This window comes from Gottschalkiaceae bacterium SANA (genome assembly GCA_036323355.1).
Lineage (GTDB): Bacteria > Bacillota > Clostridia > Tissierellales > GPF-1 > GPF-1.
In genome coordinates this window covers 528,098-544,269 of sequence record AP028876.1, presented here as the reverse complement: position 1 = coordinate 544,269, position 16,172 = coordinate 528,098, and the positions used below count along the sequence as shown (strand labels likewise).

General features: G+C 43.0%; 16 protein-coding genes. 10 read left to right on the top strand and 6 right to left on the bottom strand.

Annotated elements, in window-relative coordinates; translation table 11 throughout:
- Nucleotides 1–68 precede the first annotated feature (68 nt).
- Both AC25CA_RS02710 and AC25CA_RS02705 read right to left on the bottom strand, forming a co-directional pair.
- Complete coding sequence (locus AC25CA_RS02710; RefSeq protein ID WP_486815505.1) at nucleotides 69–908, bottom strand: glycyl-radical enzyme activating protein; 840 nt, start codon at nucleotides 906–908, stop codon at nucleotides 69–71.
- A 10-nt stretch (nucleotides 909–918) separates the two neighbouring features.
- Nucleotides 919–3,195 (bottom strand): formate C-acetyltransferase, encoded by a 2,277-nt coding sequence (locus AC25CA_RS02705; RefSeq protein ID WP_486815504.1) that lies wholly within the window; start codon nucleotides 3,193–3,195, stop codon nucleotides 919–921.
- Between the two features lie 204 nt (nucleotides 3,196–3,399).
- Here AC25CA_RS02705 and AC25CA_RS02700 point away from each other — a divergent pair, with 204 nt between their 5' ends.
- From AC25CA_RS02700 to AC25CA_RS02660, 9 genes are all read left to right on the top strand, one after another.
- Nucleotides 3,400–4,158, top strand: a complete 759-nt coding sequence (locus AC25CA_RS02700; protein ID WP_486815503.1) for a DeoR/GlpR family DNA-binding transcription regulator — start codon at nucleotides 3,400–3,402, stop codon at nucleotides 4,156–4,158.
- A gap of 9 nt (nucleotides 4,159–4,167) precedes the next feature.
- Complete coding sequence (locus AC25CA_RS02695) at nucleotides 4,168–5,037, top strand: SDR family oxidoreductase (RefSeq protein WP_486815502.1); 870 nt, start codon at nucleotides 4,168–4,170, stop codon at nucleotides 5,035–5,037.
- 11 nt (nucleotides 5,038–5,048) lie between these two features.
- A complete protein-coding gene (locus AC25CA_RS02690; RefSeq protein WP_486815501.1) occupies nucleotides 5,049–6,038 on the top strand; it encodes a type I phosphomannose isomerase catalytic subunit in 990 nt (329 codons plus the stop codon).
- A gap of 2 nt (nucleotides 6,039–6,040) precedes the next feature.
- Nucleotides 6,041–6,973, top strand: a complete 933-nt coding sequence (pfkB, locus tag AC25CA_RS02685; protein WP_486815500.1) for a 1-phosphofructokinase — start codon at nucleotides 6,041–6,043, stop codon at nucleotides 6,971–6,973.
- A 185-nt stretch (nucleotides 6,974–7,158) separates the two neighbouring features.
- Nucleotides 7,159–9,195: a BglG family transcription antiterminator gene (locus tag AC25CA_RS02680; RefSeq protein WP_486815499.1), complete on the top strand. Its 2,037-nt coding sequence runs from the start codon at nucleotides 7,159–7,161 to the stop codon at nucleotides 9,193–9,195.
- On the top strand, nucleotides 9,179–9,646 hold the full coding sequence (locus tag AC25CA_RS02675) for a fructose PTS transporter subunit IIA (protein ID WP_486815498.1): 468 nt from the start codon (nucleotides 9,179–9,181) through the stop codon (nucleotides 9,644–9,646). Before AC25CA_RS02680 ends, AC25CA_RS02675 begins: the two co-directional genes overlap by 17 nt.
- Before the next feature lie 154 nt (nucleotides 9,647–9,800).
- Complete coding sequence (locus AC25CA_RS02670; RefSeq protein WP_486815497.1) at nucleotides 9,801–10,853, top strand: PTS fructose transporter subunit EIIC; 1,053 nt, start codon at nucleotides 9,801–9,803, stop codon at nucleotides 10,851–10,853.
- Nucleotides 10,854–10,881: 28 nt separating this feature from the next.
- Nucleotides 10,882–11,202, top strand: a complete 321-nt coding sequence (locus AC25CA_RS02665; protein WP_486815496.1) for a PTS fructose-like transporter subunit IIB — start codon at nucleotides 10,882–10,884, stop codon at nucleotides 11,200–11,202.
- Between the two features lie 61 nt (nucleotides 11,203–11,263).
- Nucleotides 11,264–12,520, top strand: a complete 1,257-nt coding sequence (locus AC25CA_RS02660; RefSeq protein WP_486815495.1) for a class II D-tagatose-bisphosphate aldolase non-catalytic subunit — start codon at nucleotides 11,264–11,266, stop codon at nucleotides 12,518–12,520.
- A 65-nt stretch (nucleotides 12,521–12,585) separates the two neighbouring features.
- Here AC25CA_RS02660 and AC25CA_RS02655 read toward each other — a convergent pair whose 3' ends face one another.
- A complete protein-coding gene (locus tag AC25CA_RS02655) occupies nucleotides 12,586–13,086 on the bottom strand; it encodes a flavodoxin family protein (RefSeq protein WP_486815494.1) in 501 nt (166 codons plus the stop codon).
- A 171-nt stretch (nucleotides 13,087–13,257) separates the two neighbouring features.
- Between AC25CA_RS02655 and AC25CA_RS02650 the strand changes: the two genes are divergently transcribed.
- On the top strand, nucleotides 13,258–14,049 hold the full coding sequence (locus AC25CA_RS02650; RefSeq protein WP_486815493.1) for a histidinol-phosphatase HisJ family protein: 792 nt from the start codon (nucleotides 13,258–13,260) through the stop codon (nucleotides 14,047–14,049).
- Nucleotides 14,050–14,091: 42 nt separating this feature from the next.
- On the opposite strand, the gene AC25CA_RS02645 is transcribed toward AC25CA_RS02650, so the two are convergent.
- Genes AC25CA_RS02645 through AC25CA_RS02635 form a run of 3 tightly spaced genes read right to left on the bottom strand, consistent with a single transcriptional unit; the run spans nucleotide 14,092 to nucleotide 16,119 of the window.
- Complete coding sequence (locus AC25CA_RS02645) at nucleotides 14,092–14,949, bottom strand: nucleotide-binding protein (RefSeq protein WP_486815492.1); 858 nt, start codon at nucleotides 14,947–14,949, stop codon at nucleotides 14,092–14,094.
- Complete coding sequence (locus tag AC25CA_RS02640; RefSeq protein ID WP_486815491.1) at nucleotides 14,946–15,824, bottom strand: nucleotide-binding protein; 879 nt, start codon at nucleotides 15,822–15,824, stop codon at nucleotides 14,946–14,948. The genes AC25CA_RS02645 and AC25CA_RS02640 overlap by 4 nt, the downstream gene beginning before the upstream one ends.
- The gene (locus AC25CA_RS02635) at nucleotides 15,787–16,119 is read right to left on the bottom strand and encodes a NifB/NifX family molybdenum-iron cluster-binding protein (protein ID WP_486815490.1); all 333 of its coding nucleotides are present in this window, start codon (nucleotides 16,117–16,119) and stop codon (nucleotides 15,787–15,789) included. Before AC25CA_RS02635 ends, AC25CA_RS02640 begins: the two co-directional genes overlap by 38 nt.
- Nucleotides 16,120–16,172 lie beyond the last annotated feature (53 nt).

The following is a 16,172-nucleotide window of genomic DNA, read 5'->3' as shown; positions in this document are numbered from 1 at the left end:
TTCTGTCATCAGTCTTGGAAGGTTGCGATATAGATCGCAACTATTATCTTTATTCTAATTGTACTCCATTATCCACCGATTTGCACCCGAATTCCACGACTCCGGAAGTATTCCGCACACTCTTCGGCTTCCTCGTCTTTCATAGGCGCCATACCCGCGAATTCATAAGTGCGATTTAATGCTTGGTATTTGCCTTCGCCATACTGATGAAAAGGCAGAAGATGAACCTCGCCAATCCCCGCTTCCTGTACCCGCTTCGCCAAGGTCATCAAATTCTTTTCCGTTGACGTGTATTTCGGTATCAGGGGAATTCTGACAATCACCCGAGCCCCTGCTTCCTTCAAAACCGTCATCCGCTCAAATAGGGCATCAAAAGATGCGCCCAGAATTTTTTTTGACAATTCATTATCTGCCATCTTCAAGTCAAAAAGCCAAAGATCCACTTGCTGCGCCAAGACTTGATAGGCTTCCAGAGGTCCGGCGCCGCATGTTTCCACTGCCACATGCAGTCCCTCTTCTTTCAGCTTGGGTATGGACTCTTTTAAAAACGCAGCCCATTCCATGGGTTCTCCCCCTGAAAAGGTAACCCCACCTCCTGTTGCATCATAAAAGATCGCATCTTTTTTCGCAATCTCTACAAGCTGATCGACATCCATCCACTCTCCAATCTCGCACATAGCCCCTGTTGGACAATGCTCTGGTGCCTGGGTACATGCCTTACAACTAGGCGCGCTGCATTGGATGCAAAGACTCGGCTTACGCATGACTTCAATCTCGCGATTCTGACTTTCCGGATTGGCACACCAAGGACAGTGAAGCGCACATCCCTTTAAAAAAATCAAGGTGCGAATCCCACCACCATCATGGAGACTGAATTTTTGTACATTCATTATCAACGCTTTTTCCATCTCATCATCCTTATAATTGATGTTCAGTCCGTGCAATAATATCCTCTTGAATCCGCTTGTTCAACTCAACAAAGATCGCGGAATATCCAGCAACTCGAATCACCAGATCCGAATATCGCTCCGGATGCGCCTGGGCATCCCTCAGCGTTTCGGCAGAAACAATATTAAACTGGATATGTTGAATTTTCAGCCGCATATACGCCTTTAAATACCCCACCATTCGTCGAATACCCGCTTCTCCTTCTAGGGTTGCTGGATGAAATTTCACATTCAACAATGATCCATTGGTTAAGAGTACATGATCCAGTCTTGATACTGACTTCAATACCGCTGTTGGTCCCTCTTTGTCCCGACCGACCATGGGCGAAAGACCGCCGTCTGCCAGTTGCTCCCTTGCTTTTCGACCGTCTGGCGTCGCCCCTACCGCTTGACCCAAAGGCACATGGGCGGAAACCGTATAGGATCCCGGCATAAAATGACCACCGCGACTGTTTTTATATTTTACGACTTCTTCACAATAGAAACGCAGCATGTCAGCGCCAATGATATCAACCTCTTCCTGATCGTTTCCGAATTTCTTGTAGCGATGGATCAATCGATGACGGAAGATTTCTTCGTCTTCGTAATCCGAGGCTAGAATTCGACTCAAATCCTCAAGACTCATCTGTTTTTCTTCATAAACCACCTGCTTAATCGCGTACAAGGCGTCACTTAGGTTCGCTGTTCCGATCCCCTGAACGCCTGAAAAATTGTATTTCATGCCTCCCGCCGTTACATCTTTGCTGGTTTCCACACATTCTTCCATCAAGGAGGAAAGCAGTGGAATCGGCGCGAATTTCGCGTGGGCTCCGTCCACTACATTCGATCCTTCCACCATTCTTTGTACATATTCGCTGATGGTGGCCTTGATGGTATCAACCAAACACCGATAGGAGGTGATTTTGGATGACTGCTCATGTAAAACAACTTCTAAAACCTTGACTAGGTTGAAAAGGGCAATATCATGTAATCCGTATAGTTTTCCCGGCAGACTTAATTCTACGCAGCCGACGACGGCATAATCTCGTGCATCGGATAGCGAAATGCCACGATTTAAAAATCCGGGAATAATTACCTCATCGTTAAAGACCTGAGGAATTCCAGTCCCTAACCGAATGGTCTCTACCGTTTTCTTAAAGAAACGGTCTGGTGTCCGTTCATTGACACGCACACCCAGATTGGGCTGCGGCAACTTAATGTCCGCATAAGTATCTAAAATCCACTCCGACAAGAGATTGACCGCATTGCAGCCCTCTGTGTCCACACCGCCAAGGATAATCGTGTACCCTGTTGGAAATCCGGCAAAATATTTTGCGCTTTCCTGGCTTCGAAGTAGAACCACGTCATTCATTTTGATCCAAAGCATTCTCAAAATATCTTTCAATTCACATTCTGGAATTCCCTTTTTCAAGTCTCGCTGTAAAAAGGGAAACATATACTGATCAAAGCGACCACAAGAAATACTTGAAGCATTTGACTCATATTGAAGAGCAAGATTGAGAAACCAAAACAATTGTACCGCTTCGTAAAAGGATTGCGGCGCTTCGGTGGCCATTCTTACAACCATATGACGGAGTTCTTCCAACTCTTCTGCACGTTTTGGATCCGACTCTTCAATCTTCTCCCTTTCAATCCATTCACCGTAACGAAGGATATGACGAGAGGTGGCTCGCAAGGTAATCGACATGGCTTGATGGGTCTCCGTTTGAGGCGACTGTCCTTCCACCTCTTCTAGCAATCCAACGATTCCCAACTTCATGCTCCGTTCAAAATCTGGAATAATATGACCTTGTCCCTTATCTGTTTGGTTCAGTTTTACTATTTTTGTATCCCGCGCTGCCTGCACATTTGTAGGAATCAGACCCTCAATTTCATCCTTCAAACTGCGACCCTTCCAATAAGGATATATTTTTTCTTCAAATTCTTTCAAATCTGCATCTAGAAAAACAAAGGGATCTTGCGGCCGTGAGCCGAGGGTATTTCGCTCCTCATAAATCCAATAGGGACTCATCTCTGGAGATAAAATCCCACTTCGTGGCTTTACCGTTCGGTTTCCTGCTAGTATCTCTCCATCCCGCAAAGAAATCTCAACAGAGTCCAAAATATGCGCAGTTGCCTTGGCGCGACGTATAATTGTAGATTCCCCCACCGTTTGGCGATGGCTTTCTGTATAATACCTTGCCCGCTCAATGGAAATCTGCCGTTGAACGCCAAGAAGCGATTGTTTCATTTTTTGAAATCGATTCATCTCCACGATCCTCCTCTTATTGTTCTTTATTACTTTCTCGCATTTATTATAGTTGATTCCTCTTCCACCTGCAAATTCTTCAATTTTTTCCTGATTAATGCGTTCAAACATTGACTATATATTTGGATAATCGCCTTGCAACCCACTTTCAGCTTCTATATAATAAAATCATAAAACAATAAAAAACAATAATCGAGGTGGAAAATGTTTCCTCAAGAACGCATGTCTCAAATTATACAAATTTTAAAACAAGAAGGCCGGGTTCGTGTTAAAGACCTAAGCCAACAGTTCGGCATGTCGGAAGATGCCATTCGAAAAGACCTTCAAGCCCTTGAAAAGGAAGGCATCCTAGAACGAACCTATGGCGGTGGAATTTTAAAAACCCTGCCTGTTGAAATTCAGCCTATCGATGCGCGACGTTCAACCCTGTCTTTGGGGCAGCATCAGATTGCGAAAAAAGCCATGGCGCTCATTGAACCCAAAGATGTGATCTTTCTTGACATCTCTTCCACCACTCTTGCCTTGGCAGAAGAATTGGTGGCTTACAAGCATCCCCTTACGGTCGTCACCAACGACCTGGAAATTCTCTACAGACTCTGTCGCAATCCACATCTGCGCATGGTTTGCCCCGGCGGTGTTTACAACCAGGATGAAGGCGGTTTCACTGGGACAGAAACCATGGAAAATCTGACTCGTATTCGAGTGAACAAGATCTTTATGTCTACCTGCGGGATTCCAGCCGACTTAGGTATCATGACCTACAATATTGATGACGGAAACACCAAACGCGTTTTAATGTCGATTGCTCATCAGAAAATTCTTTTGGTGGAAACAAAGAAATTTCACTCATCTGGATTGTATCAATTTGCAAACCTAAAGGATTTCGATTACATTATCAGTGAAAAACCTTTGGAGTCGGAGATTCAAGCACGCATCGCAGAATATCCGATCCATCTACTCTAAGGAGGCATCATGAAAAAAGTACTCATTACCGGCGGGAAAGGATTTTTAATGTCCCGCACCACAAAAACCTATCAAGATCAATGGGAGATCTTAAGCCTTGATCGAGAACAACTAGATATTACGGATCACCAAGCTGTCAGCCAAACCTTTGACAACTTTCAACCGACCCATGTCATCCATGCGGCAGCCATTGCCATGACTCAGGTCTGCGAAGATCATCCCGACCTGGCCTATCGCGTCAACACCGAAGCCGCAGCGCATATTGCAAAAGAATGCAAGAAACACGGCGCAAAGCTTTTATTTTTTAGTACGGAGCAAGTATTCAATGGCAACAAAGAAGCGGGACCCTACACAGTAGATACCGTACCGGTTCCTGATACCGTCTATGGCCAAACCAAGTATGCGGCAGAAAAAGCCATTCAGGCCCTAGAAGCCGACGCCGTAATTTTACGTCTCAGCTGGCTATTCGGCTTGCCGGAACGAAACCTTCCTAACGGCTATACCCTCTTTTGGGATGTTTTCTCGGCAGCGCTTCGCCATCAACCAACCCAAGCATCTCCCAATGAATTCAGGGGAGTTACTTGTGCCTATGACTTGATCGATCAATTTGATTCTATCTTTGCGCTTCCAGCGAACATCTATCACTTCGGCAGTGAAAACACCATGAGTCGTTATGAAACGGCTCGCCTGATTCTTAAAGAAATCAATATCAGCGAAGAAGTCATTGATGAAACCATTCTTTGCGCAAGCGAAAAATTTAAAAATCATCCACGCGATCTTCGTCTAGATTATTCTCAAACAAAAGCAGCCGGCATTTCCATTCTTCCCACGGAAGAAAGTATCAGCAAGGAACTAGCCGCTTTCCATTATTCCCTATAAGGAGGAACGACATGTATTATCCCTTAACTTTTACACCCGTTTATAAAGAAAAGCCATGGGGTTGCACCCATTATTCTGACTTTCGTTCCGATGTGCCCCAAGGGTTGATCGGAGAATCCTGGGATGTCTGCAACCATCAAAACGGCATGAGTATCGTTTCTAATGGATCTTTGACGGGCAAAAGCCTGCAGGAACTAATCGAACTGGATGCCAAAGGGTTTCTCGGTACTGAAATTCCACCGAAGTGGTTCCCACTTCTTTATAAACAACTTGCCACCAGTCAATCTCTTTCCGTACAGGTTCATCCCGATGATGCCTACGCTATGGAGCACGAAGGCGATATGGGAAAGACAGAAGCCTGGTATGTCGTTGATACCTATTCCGACCAAGCCTGCTTATACGTTGGCTTAAACAATTGCAGCGAAGCACAATTCCGTCAAGCCATTGAAGAAAACCGATTTGACGAGTATCTCCATAAAATCCCCGTAAAAAAAGGCGATGTGGTCTATGTCAGCACTGGAACCATTCATGCGATCGGCCCCGATGTCCTGGTTGCCGAGATTAACCAGAATTCTGACACCACCTATCGCGTCTATGATTATGGACGTGGCAGAGAACTCCATATCGAAAAAGCCCTAGCTGTAACAAATCTGGAATTGGAAGGCAACTTGATCAAGGGATTAAAAAACCAACAAGAAACCTACACCCATACTTACTATTGCTATGATCGCAACTTTTCCTTGGAACACATAAGTATCCATTCCTACTATGAAGGAGAGAGCGACCCCGAGCGATTCCATATCTTCTCTTGTGTCGAAGGTCAAGGTGTCATCACGACTGATAAAATGACTGTACCCTTTCAATTTGGCGACAGTGTTTTAATTCCAGCTGCCTTAGGTGCTTATGAAATCAGCGGCGATTGCCAATTACTGAAAACCTATCAGCCCAATGTGGCAAAACTTGACAAGGAGATTCTCTCCCTGGTCAATCAGGAGGGGTAAGTATGATTCTGACAGTTACCTTGAACCCTGCCATTGATCGGACCATCTACATCAATCAGTTTCGGCCCGGTCAAGTCAATCTCGTTGAGAGTCAGGTACAAGATCCCGGCGGCAAAGGAATCAACGTTTCCCGCTTTATGCAGATTAATGGAGAAGAAACCCTGGCCATGGGCTTTTTGGCCGGCGATGAAGGGAAATGGATCGAAGCCCAATGCCAAAAAAAGGGAATCTCTACTCACTTTGTTTTTATTGAAGGCAAAACCAGAACCAATCAAAAACTGGTTTCTCTAGATACAGGAGCAACCACAGACCTAAATGAAGAGGGACCCACCCTTTCTGAAGATGACTTAAACCGCTTTCTTTCAGACTATACCGACCATTTGAAGGAAGGAATGTGGGTGGTAATTGCCGGATCTCTCCCCAAAGGCGTGCCTGCTAATTTCTACACAAGGCTCGTGAAAGAGGCAAAATCCCGAGGAGCCAAAGTTGCCTTGGATATTAACGGTCAGCTGCTGAAGGCCAACCCCGATGCGGTTCCAAATTTTATCAAACCAAACCTAGAGGAACTGGAATCCCTGATTGGACGATCACTTTCTACCCATAAGGAAATTCAAGAAGCTGTCACCCCAATGTTAAAAAAGGGAATCGAACGAATCTGTGTTTCCCTGGGTGCAGAGGGCTCTCTCTTTATTGATGCCCAACAGATGTTTCACGTTAAGGTCCCTCGCGTAACGGTTCTAAGTACTGTTGGTGCTGGCGATTCCATGGTTTCTGGTTATGTTTATGGACAAGAAAAGGGATTAGCTCTTACAGAATGCATTCAAATAGCCGCAGCTGCTTCAGTCATTGCTGTAACGAAAGAGGGGACCAACTTCGCAAACAATGCGGAAATTCTAAAAGTTTTGCCACATTTGCAAATTGTGAAAACAAAATGATATACTTTTTGTAATCCACCTTGTCTCAAAGGTGGATTTTTTCTACTCTTTAGAGCAATAATATAGTTTTGCCACATTATTTCGGTATGTAGTATGAACTTAAAAGGAATTAATCCATGATAATATGAGGCCAAGGAAACATATCGTATGTTTTTGCCTCATTGGCCAAGCAGAAAGGATGTTTCATGAAAACCTTAAAAAACAAACGGAGTCGTGAAATTTTAAAGATCCTCGCTACGGAAAGTAAGCCCTTAACCATTAATACGATCGCCATGCGCCTAGATGTCTCCAATCGATCGATTCGAAACGATCTCAATGACTTAGACGCATTTCTTCAATCAAAATATCCCGGCATTCAATTATTCAAAAAACCGAGAATTGGTGTTTGGTTGGAAACCGATACGAAGAGTCAAAACCTTCTCAATCGATTGATCAAAGAATCGTCTTCTTACACCTCTCCATTCAGTGCAGAGGATCGCAGGTTCTTCTTAATTAAGAAACTGCTTTTGACACAGAGTCATCTAACCATGCAACAATTAGCTGATGAATTATTTGTCAGCCGCGTGACTGTGTATAACGATTTGGAAGACGTGGAGACTTGGCTGAAACCTTACGAGATTACTCTCAAGAGAAAACAAAAAGAGGGTGTTAGTCTTCACGGAAACGAACAGCAAATTCGTAATGCCATGGCCGACCTTTTGGACATTCTAAAAACCGATCAAGATCTTGAAGACATTTTACAGATCAACGACGGAATGATAGATAGTCGCATTGACTATGTCAATTACCTACAATTGAAAGAATTATTTCCAGATACCGATCTTAATGGCATCGAAACCATTCTAAAGAATGCAGAACGAGATGCAGAATTTCCTTTAGCAGAAGATGCCTTCACTTGTCTTTTGATTCATATCGCCATCAGCATGGAACGAATTAAAAAGAATAAAGATATTAAGATGGAAAGTGATCAATTGCTGGTAATCCAACAAAAGAAGGAATATGAGATCGCACGCAAAATTACAAAAGGCGTTGAAGAAATTTACCACCTCAAGATTCCAGAAGCAGAGGTTGGCTATATTTCTCTCCATATATTAGGCTCTAAAATGCAACAGGGATTTACCATTGACAAATCAGAAGATATTATTGAAAAATCTGATGATCATGTTCGCGTTTTAGCCAAAGAAATCATTAACTTGGTTGGGATCGTTTTATCAACGGATCTGCATTCCGATCAACAACTCCTTACCGGGCTGATCTTGCATTTACGTCCAACGATCAATCGCTTGAAATACGGATTGCGCTTAAAGAATCCATTATTGGATGAGATTAAACTAAAATATCCTTCCATTTTTGGGGCGGCATGGTCCTCTAGTGTATTATTTGAAAAGTATTATGGCATCAAGGTAACCGAGGAAGAAGTCGCATACCTGGCCATGCATTTCGGTGCCGCCTTGGAACGAAAGAAAACCCTGACCCGTGCGGTCATTGTTTGTTCTAGTGGGATTGGAACGGCTCAACTTGCCGCTGTTCGCTTGGAACATTCGATTTCCGACCTGAAAATCATCGAGATTACCTCCGTAAATGATGTCAGCAAAATAAAAAGTTTAAATTACGACATTATAATTTCAACGATCCCACTTCGGGGATATGACAAACCTGTTGTATTAATCAATCCTCTTGTTAGCGATCGAGATATTCAAAATATACGCAAATACATCAACAATGTGTCGGGAACGAAAAACTTTCAAAGCGATTCTCTCGAAGGACCGCACCCAGCACTTTATTCAAAAGAACTGATTTACCCCCAGATCGCCTTGCCTGATTCAGAAACAGCCATTCGTTTTCTGGGAAACGCTCTAGAAACTCAAGGTGCCGTTATTAAAGGATTTGCACAAAGCTGTTTAGAACGAGAGAAGATCACCAACACCTCCATCGGATTCGGCATTGCCATTCCACATGGAGAACAACCTTTTGTAACTCGACCGTCTGTTGCAATCTTAACACTAGACAAGCCGATTACCTGGGGAGATGAATCTGTTGATATCCTTTTTATGCTCGCATTTAAGTTCGATGACAGCCGTTATGTAAGAAAGTTCTTCAAACGCTTTTATGCTATGATCCGTGACAAAACGCTTGTCCACGCGATTCGCACAGCAAAAGACTCCGATACTATTTATCAAATCGTTACAGGAAAGGAAGTAAAACATGAACGCAATTATTAATGAGTCTCTAATTGATCTATCCCTATCAGCAGGTGATAAAAAGTCAGCCATCATAAAATTGGCCAAGCAAATCCATCAAGACGAACGCCTCAATGATTTCGACGCCTACCTAGAAGAAGTTTTCCGTCGCGAAGATCTTTCAACAACAGGCATTGGTTTTGGTGTTGGTATTCCTCATGGAAAAACCGATGCAGTAAAAGTTCCAACAGTTGCATTCGGGCGTAGCATAGAAGGCATTGAGTGGGAATCACTTGATGAGGAACCTGTACATATGGTTTTTTTGATCGCCGTACCCGAAGCTGCTGCTTCCAACGCGCATCTTAAAATCCTTGCGGCTCTTTCGCGTCGCTTAATGAAAGAAGAATTTCGACAAGAACTAATGGAGTCAAAAGATGAAGCATCTATTTTAAGTCAACTCAACGAGATTTTTGAACTTGCACTGCAAAATTAAATTATCGTTAGTTACAGCTGCATGCCAGAAGGGAATCAACCGGTTCCCCCTTTCTCTGGCCTGCCGCTGAAACATAAATTTTTTTTTGAATCACCGGGCCCGATTTGAAAGAAAACGTTATTATTCTTAAAAACCGATAGGAGGTTTCTTAAAAATGAAAGAACTAATGAAAAACACGCGACAACATCTAATGACAGGTGTATCGTACATGATCCCGTTCGTCGTAGCTGGTGGTGTATTACTTGCACTTGCCGTCATGATCTCAGGTAAAGCTGCCGTTCCAGATACTGGAATTCTGAAAGCAATGTCCGATATTGGTATTGCCGGTTTAACCCTATTTGTACCTGTACTTGGTGGATTTATTGCATTTTCTATGGTTGACCGTCCCGGTATCGCACCTGGTATGATTGGTGCCTACCTAGCTAACTCTGTTGGCGCTGGTTTCTTAGGCGGAATCGCTGCTGGTCTAGTTGCTGGTATTGTTGTTTTCTACTTGAAGAAAATTAAAGTACCTTCAGTTATGCGATCAGTAATGCCGATCTTCGTTATTCCTCTAGTAGGTACTTTGGCTGTAGGTCTTTTGATCACATATGTAATCGGTACGCCAATTGCAAATGTAATGGAAGGTTTGAACGGCTGGTTAGGTTCTATGCAAGGATCTTCTAAGATTGTTCTAGGAATTATCTTGGGATCTATGATGGCCTTTGACATGGGTGGTCCAGTTAACAAAACAGCATACTTCTTCGCTTCAGGATTGATTTTAACTCATCCAGAATTGATGGGTGCTGTAGGTGTTGCAATCTGTACACCTCCACTTGGAATGGCTCTTGCAACTTTTATCGCACCAAAGAAATACCGTACAGAAGAACGAGAAGCTGGTAAAGCCGCTTTGATCATGGGCTTCATCGGAATCACAGAAGGCGCGATTCCATTCGCCGCTGCCGATCCACTTCGTGTAATTCCAGCAATTGTATTAGGTGGTGCTGCCGGTTCCGTTACAGCATTCCTAGTAGGCGCTGCAAACCATGCTCCTTGGGGTGGTTGGATTGTATTGCCAGTTGTTGAAAACCGTCTAGGATACATGTTCGCAACCCTTGTTGGTGTTGTCGTGACTGCCCTAGTTGTTAACTTCTTGAAAAAAGAAGTATCTGATGAAGTTGCTGAAACAGGTGGCGACATGGATGAATTAGATATCTCTTTCGAATAATTTAAAACCAGAGAAAGGAAGTGGCAAAATGAAAGTTATAGCTGTAACTGCATGTCCTTCAGGTGTCGCTCATACCTACATGGCTGCCGAAGCCATTGAAATGGCAGCAAAAGAAGCCGGATTTGAAATCAAAGTTGAAACACAAGGATCCATTGGCATTGAAAACGCTTTAACAAAAGAGGATGTTTCCTCTGCGGATTATGTTGTCTTAACAAAAGATATGCAAATCAAAAACGAAACTCGTTTTAAAGGGAAAACGGTTGTCCGTGTTTCCGTAGGCGATGCTATCAAAAAATCAAATGCACTGATGAAAAAATTGCAACAACATTACGATTCTAAAAACAAATAAATGATGGATGGCCGACGCATATGCTTCGGCCTTTGTCATGGCCAAAAGAGGAGAAATCATCATGAATCAAAACAATCTTACAACGTATGTCTCTTATTTACTTCAAAATCAAAAAGATCAGGCCACTATGCTGGGCATTGGACCCATGTCAGAATCATTGATCACCGCATGCTTTGAACTGGCTGAAGCGGATCGCTTCCCATTGATGTTTATCGCTAGCCGAAATCAAGTTGACCTAGACGAACTTGGCGGTGGATATGTTTGTGGTTGGGATCAAGCACGATTTGCAGCTGACTTGAAAAGAATTGCTGAAGAAGTGAATTTTACAGGAGACTATTTCCTTTGCCGCGATCATGGCGGACCATGGCAACGAGATAAAGAACGCAACGATCACCTTCCAGAGCAAGACGCAATGAAACTAGCACATCAATCTTATGAAGCGGATCTATTAAACGGCTTTGATCTTCTGCATATTGATCCAACTAAAGATCCGTATATTACAGGAAAAGTGATTCCTCTTGATGTCGTACTTGATCGCACAATTGACCTAATTCGATATTGTGAAACCTTTAGAAAAGAAAATAACCTGCCCGAGGTAGCCTATGAAGTTGGCACTGAAGAAACCAATGGCGGATTGACTTCTTCGGAAGTATATGAAGGCTTTATCAAAACCTTAACAGAACGTTTGGATGCAGAAAGCCTTCCTCGTCCAGCTTTTATCGTTGGGCAAACGGGTACCCTTACTCGTTTAACTGAAAATGTAGGACATTTCTCTGCAGAAAATGCAAAGGTACTTTCTAATCTAGCCAAGAAATATGGCGTAGGCTTGAAAGAACATAACGGAGACTACCTACCCGATACCATTCTTTTACAACATCCTGCAGTTGGCATTACTGCCATGAACGTTGCACCTTCTTATGGAACGGCTGAAACTCGTGCTTACTTGAACCTAATGGAAGTAGAGAGAAGAGAATTTGAAGCCGGTCGTTTGAAAAAGCGTTCTAGCTTGCATGCAACTTTGCAAGATGAAGTTCTTGCTGGTGGAAGATTCAAAAAATGGTTAGTTGGCGAGCAACTTCAAATGACCAATGAAGAATTGAAAGCTGACAAAGACTTGATGTTTACCATCACCGAATTGGCTGGACACTATACCTACAACAACGAAACAATCAAAAACGGCTTGAATGAACTTTTTGAAAACCTATCTGCTCTAGGAATTGACGGACGTCGTTACGCGATCAACCAAATTAAAAAGGTAATTCGCAACGAAGCAGAGTGCTTCAATCTAGTTGGTTTAACCGACCGAATCAATAAATAGAATGGAAAAAAGCGCAATCCCGAAAATTATGGGGTTGCGCTTTTTTATTTGATTCTTATAAAAATCTATTCAATATTTACAAGTTCATCGACCTGTCGAACCAAATCTTCTTTGCTTCTTGGCGGTTTTCCCGGTGGCGAGCCTTGAAGAGAAAAACATGCGACGAACTTCCCCTTCCTTCTTTCTACTTTTTCCCGATAGAACTTTACCCGTTCTTCAGTATCCTTAGCCGCAGGCATGGCTTGAGTCGTCATCACGTAAACCTCTTTATCCGTAAAATCAACGTTTTCTAAAATTGCGTTCATCGCTGGCGTTGTTCTTCCTGCCCAAACAGGTGTTGCCAATACGATCCGATCATAGCTTTCAATTTCGCCGTAAACGGAGTGATCCAATTTTGCCGTTTTTACTTTTGAGGCATTCATACCACCCTTAATAAAACCGAGTAAACCCTTATAGCTCGTTTTATCCTCAAGCTTAATGATATTCGCACCCAACTTATCCGCTAGGTATTTTGCTGCAATCTCTGTATTTCCTACTTTAGAATAATATGCAATACACGTTTTCATATCAATCTCCCTTATTCTTACTCCCTTACCTTTGATTGTTACCCACTTTCAACCCTTTCATCGATATTCTAATTTTATGAATCCATACTAACATGCTGATCACTGAAAGCTCTCCTGTCAATCGTAATAAACTCTGTTACAATATAACCATCAAAGTTATAGGAGGACCTGATGCTGGATACTCACATTCATTCAAACTTTTCCTTTGATTCCAAAGCGCAGCCTCAAGAAATTTGCCAGGCAGCTATTTCTTTGGGAATCAATGAAATTGCCATTACTGATCACTTTTCTTTTGCACCCTATAGCCCTAATTTTCGATTTTTCGATCCTGAAGACTATTTTCGGGTCTGGACCAAACTTCAAAAAAAATTTTCGGCAAATTTAACCATACGAATTGGAATTGAATTGGATGAGATCGCTAACTTTCCTATGGAATCCAATAAACTCGTAAAAAACTACCCTTGGGATTTTGTTATAGGAAGTACCCATGATTTGGACTGCGGAACCCTTCGAACCTATCTTCGAAAACACGAAGATCAAGAAAAGGTTATTCGAACCTATTATGAGGCGCTAGCCGCTGCAATTGAAATTGGTGATTTTGATGTGTTGGCACATTTTGATCTCATCAAACGATATATTGCCGATGAAGGTCTGACCTTACTAGATTCTAAACCTTTCTTCCCTCAGATCGACCAATTATTTAACCTGCTCATTGAGCGTGAAATCGCCCTGGAAATCAATACCTCCGGAATTTTTCAAGCCTGTAAAGCTCCCTTTCCTTCCCTCGCACTCCTTGAACGATATTATCAACTAGGAGGACGCTTAATCACCCTGGGAAGCGATGCTCATGCTTCCAAGGATCTCGCACGAGGATTTGATCAAATGATCCCAAAATTGAAGGAGATTGGATTCTCGGGCCTTGTAGACTTCCAGCAACGTAAAAAAAGAATCCAACTATGGTAAAAAGCACGCCTTGTCCAAGGGCGTGCTTTTCGAGGAGAACATTTATGTATGCTTTGTCAGCAACCTTTTCCATATCGCACGAATCGCGCGATTTGCCGGAGAGTCTTCCATCTCCACTACAGGCTTTGCTTCTCGCAATGCCTGGAAAACAATTGGGTCGAAAGGAATAATTCCTGCAATCAGAATACCTTCCAACTCCGCTCGTCTTGCGATTTCTCGCTCAATCTTTTCATTCAAATTCCATTTATTAATTATTATACAAACTGGAATATCCAGTTGTTTTGCCATTTCTATAGATCGAAATCCATCTGAGACACCCGACAAACTTGGTTCCATTACAACAATTGCCAAATGACAACCCTTTAATGATTCAATCACAGGACTTCCCATACCTGGTGGACCATCAATTAGGAGATTCAATGCCTTAGGCTCTGCGATCTGCCTTAATCGATGCACCAAGGACCGACTCCCAGCCTCTCCAGGAAACAAGCGCGCATGCACCAAGATTCCCTGTTTAATTTGATCCTCGTAGATCTGACCAGTTTGAGCCTCTTCCATTTGTATAGCTGCCTGTTCACAATACAAGCCACACAAACCGCACCCTTGGCAAAAAATCGGCTCTACAACAAAACGTCCGTTTTGAACGGTAATCGCTGATTGCGGACAAACACTCTGACATGCCCCGCATCCTACGCATCGATTTTGCTTTATAACCGCTTTTTCTCCACCAATAAATTCATGGTGTTTGATCCTCTTTCCTTGTGGAAATAATAGAGCCAAATTGGCTGCTTCCGTATCTGCATCCATCATGCACCATGTTTCATCGCTTAACGCGGCAAACGAAGAAGTAATCATGGTCTTCCCAGTACCACCTTTTCCACTAATCACAACCCATCTCATGGTTTGCTGCACTCCCTTCTTTCCATAATCTGATCGCCCCATACTTTCAAAGACGATTGAAGTTCATCCAACAATACCTGTAAATTTCCCTGCCCATAGGCGCGGGCTATAGATTCTGAAAATGGAATCGTACCCAAGAGCGTAAGTTTCCTTCTGGCAATATAGGAGCGTAACTCTTCTTCCTTTTCTTGGCCAAATGAACGATTGATGATTACACCTACAGGAATCCCCAACCGCTGCAACAATTCAATCGTCGCTTTAAAACCTTGAATCCCTAAGCGAGTAGGTTCTGCAACCAATAATGCATAGTCAACCGACTTGAGTGTCTCTATGCAATTGCAGGAGACCCCTGGTGGGCCATCTAAAACCCGAATACCCTTTTTTTTGCTCAAGGCTTTCACCTTTTGAATTAATGGTTGTGTAATGTGCTCTTGCGTGTCAAGCCGGCCTTGCCAAACAATTTGTTGTCCTGCTCTTCCTTGCTTAACATGACCAATCTTTCTTTCCGTTCGAGTGATGGCTTTCGTCTCACAGACCAATTCACATCCCATGCAACTATTGCACAGGTCTGGCAAAAACAAGACGCCGGACATGGTAAGCACCAGGGCGCGCGAACGACAAAATCGAATGCAAGCACCACAATGCCTACATGCTAATTGATCAATTTCTGGGATCGGTACAGAAATCTCGTATGACTCTTCCCAGCTAGGTTGAAGTAAAAAGGCACCATTTGGTGCCTCAACATCGCAATCTATGTAATCCCATCCAAAATATGCGGAAAGTGTTGTTGCCACTAGTGTTTTTCCCGTCCCACCCTTTCCACTAATCACTGCAAGTTCATACAAGACGAGTAAGTGTTCCTTTCTTAAAGGCATCCACAAGCTCTTCTAAGGTACCCGTTGGCGCTTCATAGACGGGAATCTGGCTCGATTGAATAATTCGCAAGGCCTTGGGACCTAGCTTCTTGCAAATAACGGCGCCGACATTTTCGTCTATTGCCAATTGAGCAATGGAAATTCCAGCACCTTGCTCATGGTTGATTGACGAATTTTTTAAAAAATCAAAATGATTCTGGATTTCTGAGTAAAATGCAAAATACGGACTTCTTCCAAAAGTTTCGGACACCATTGCCTTTCTGTTCTTGTCAGATGCACTAATCATAATTCTCATTTTATCGACCTCCTTAATTGGCATATGCCAATTATAGTGTACGGTATTTTCAC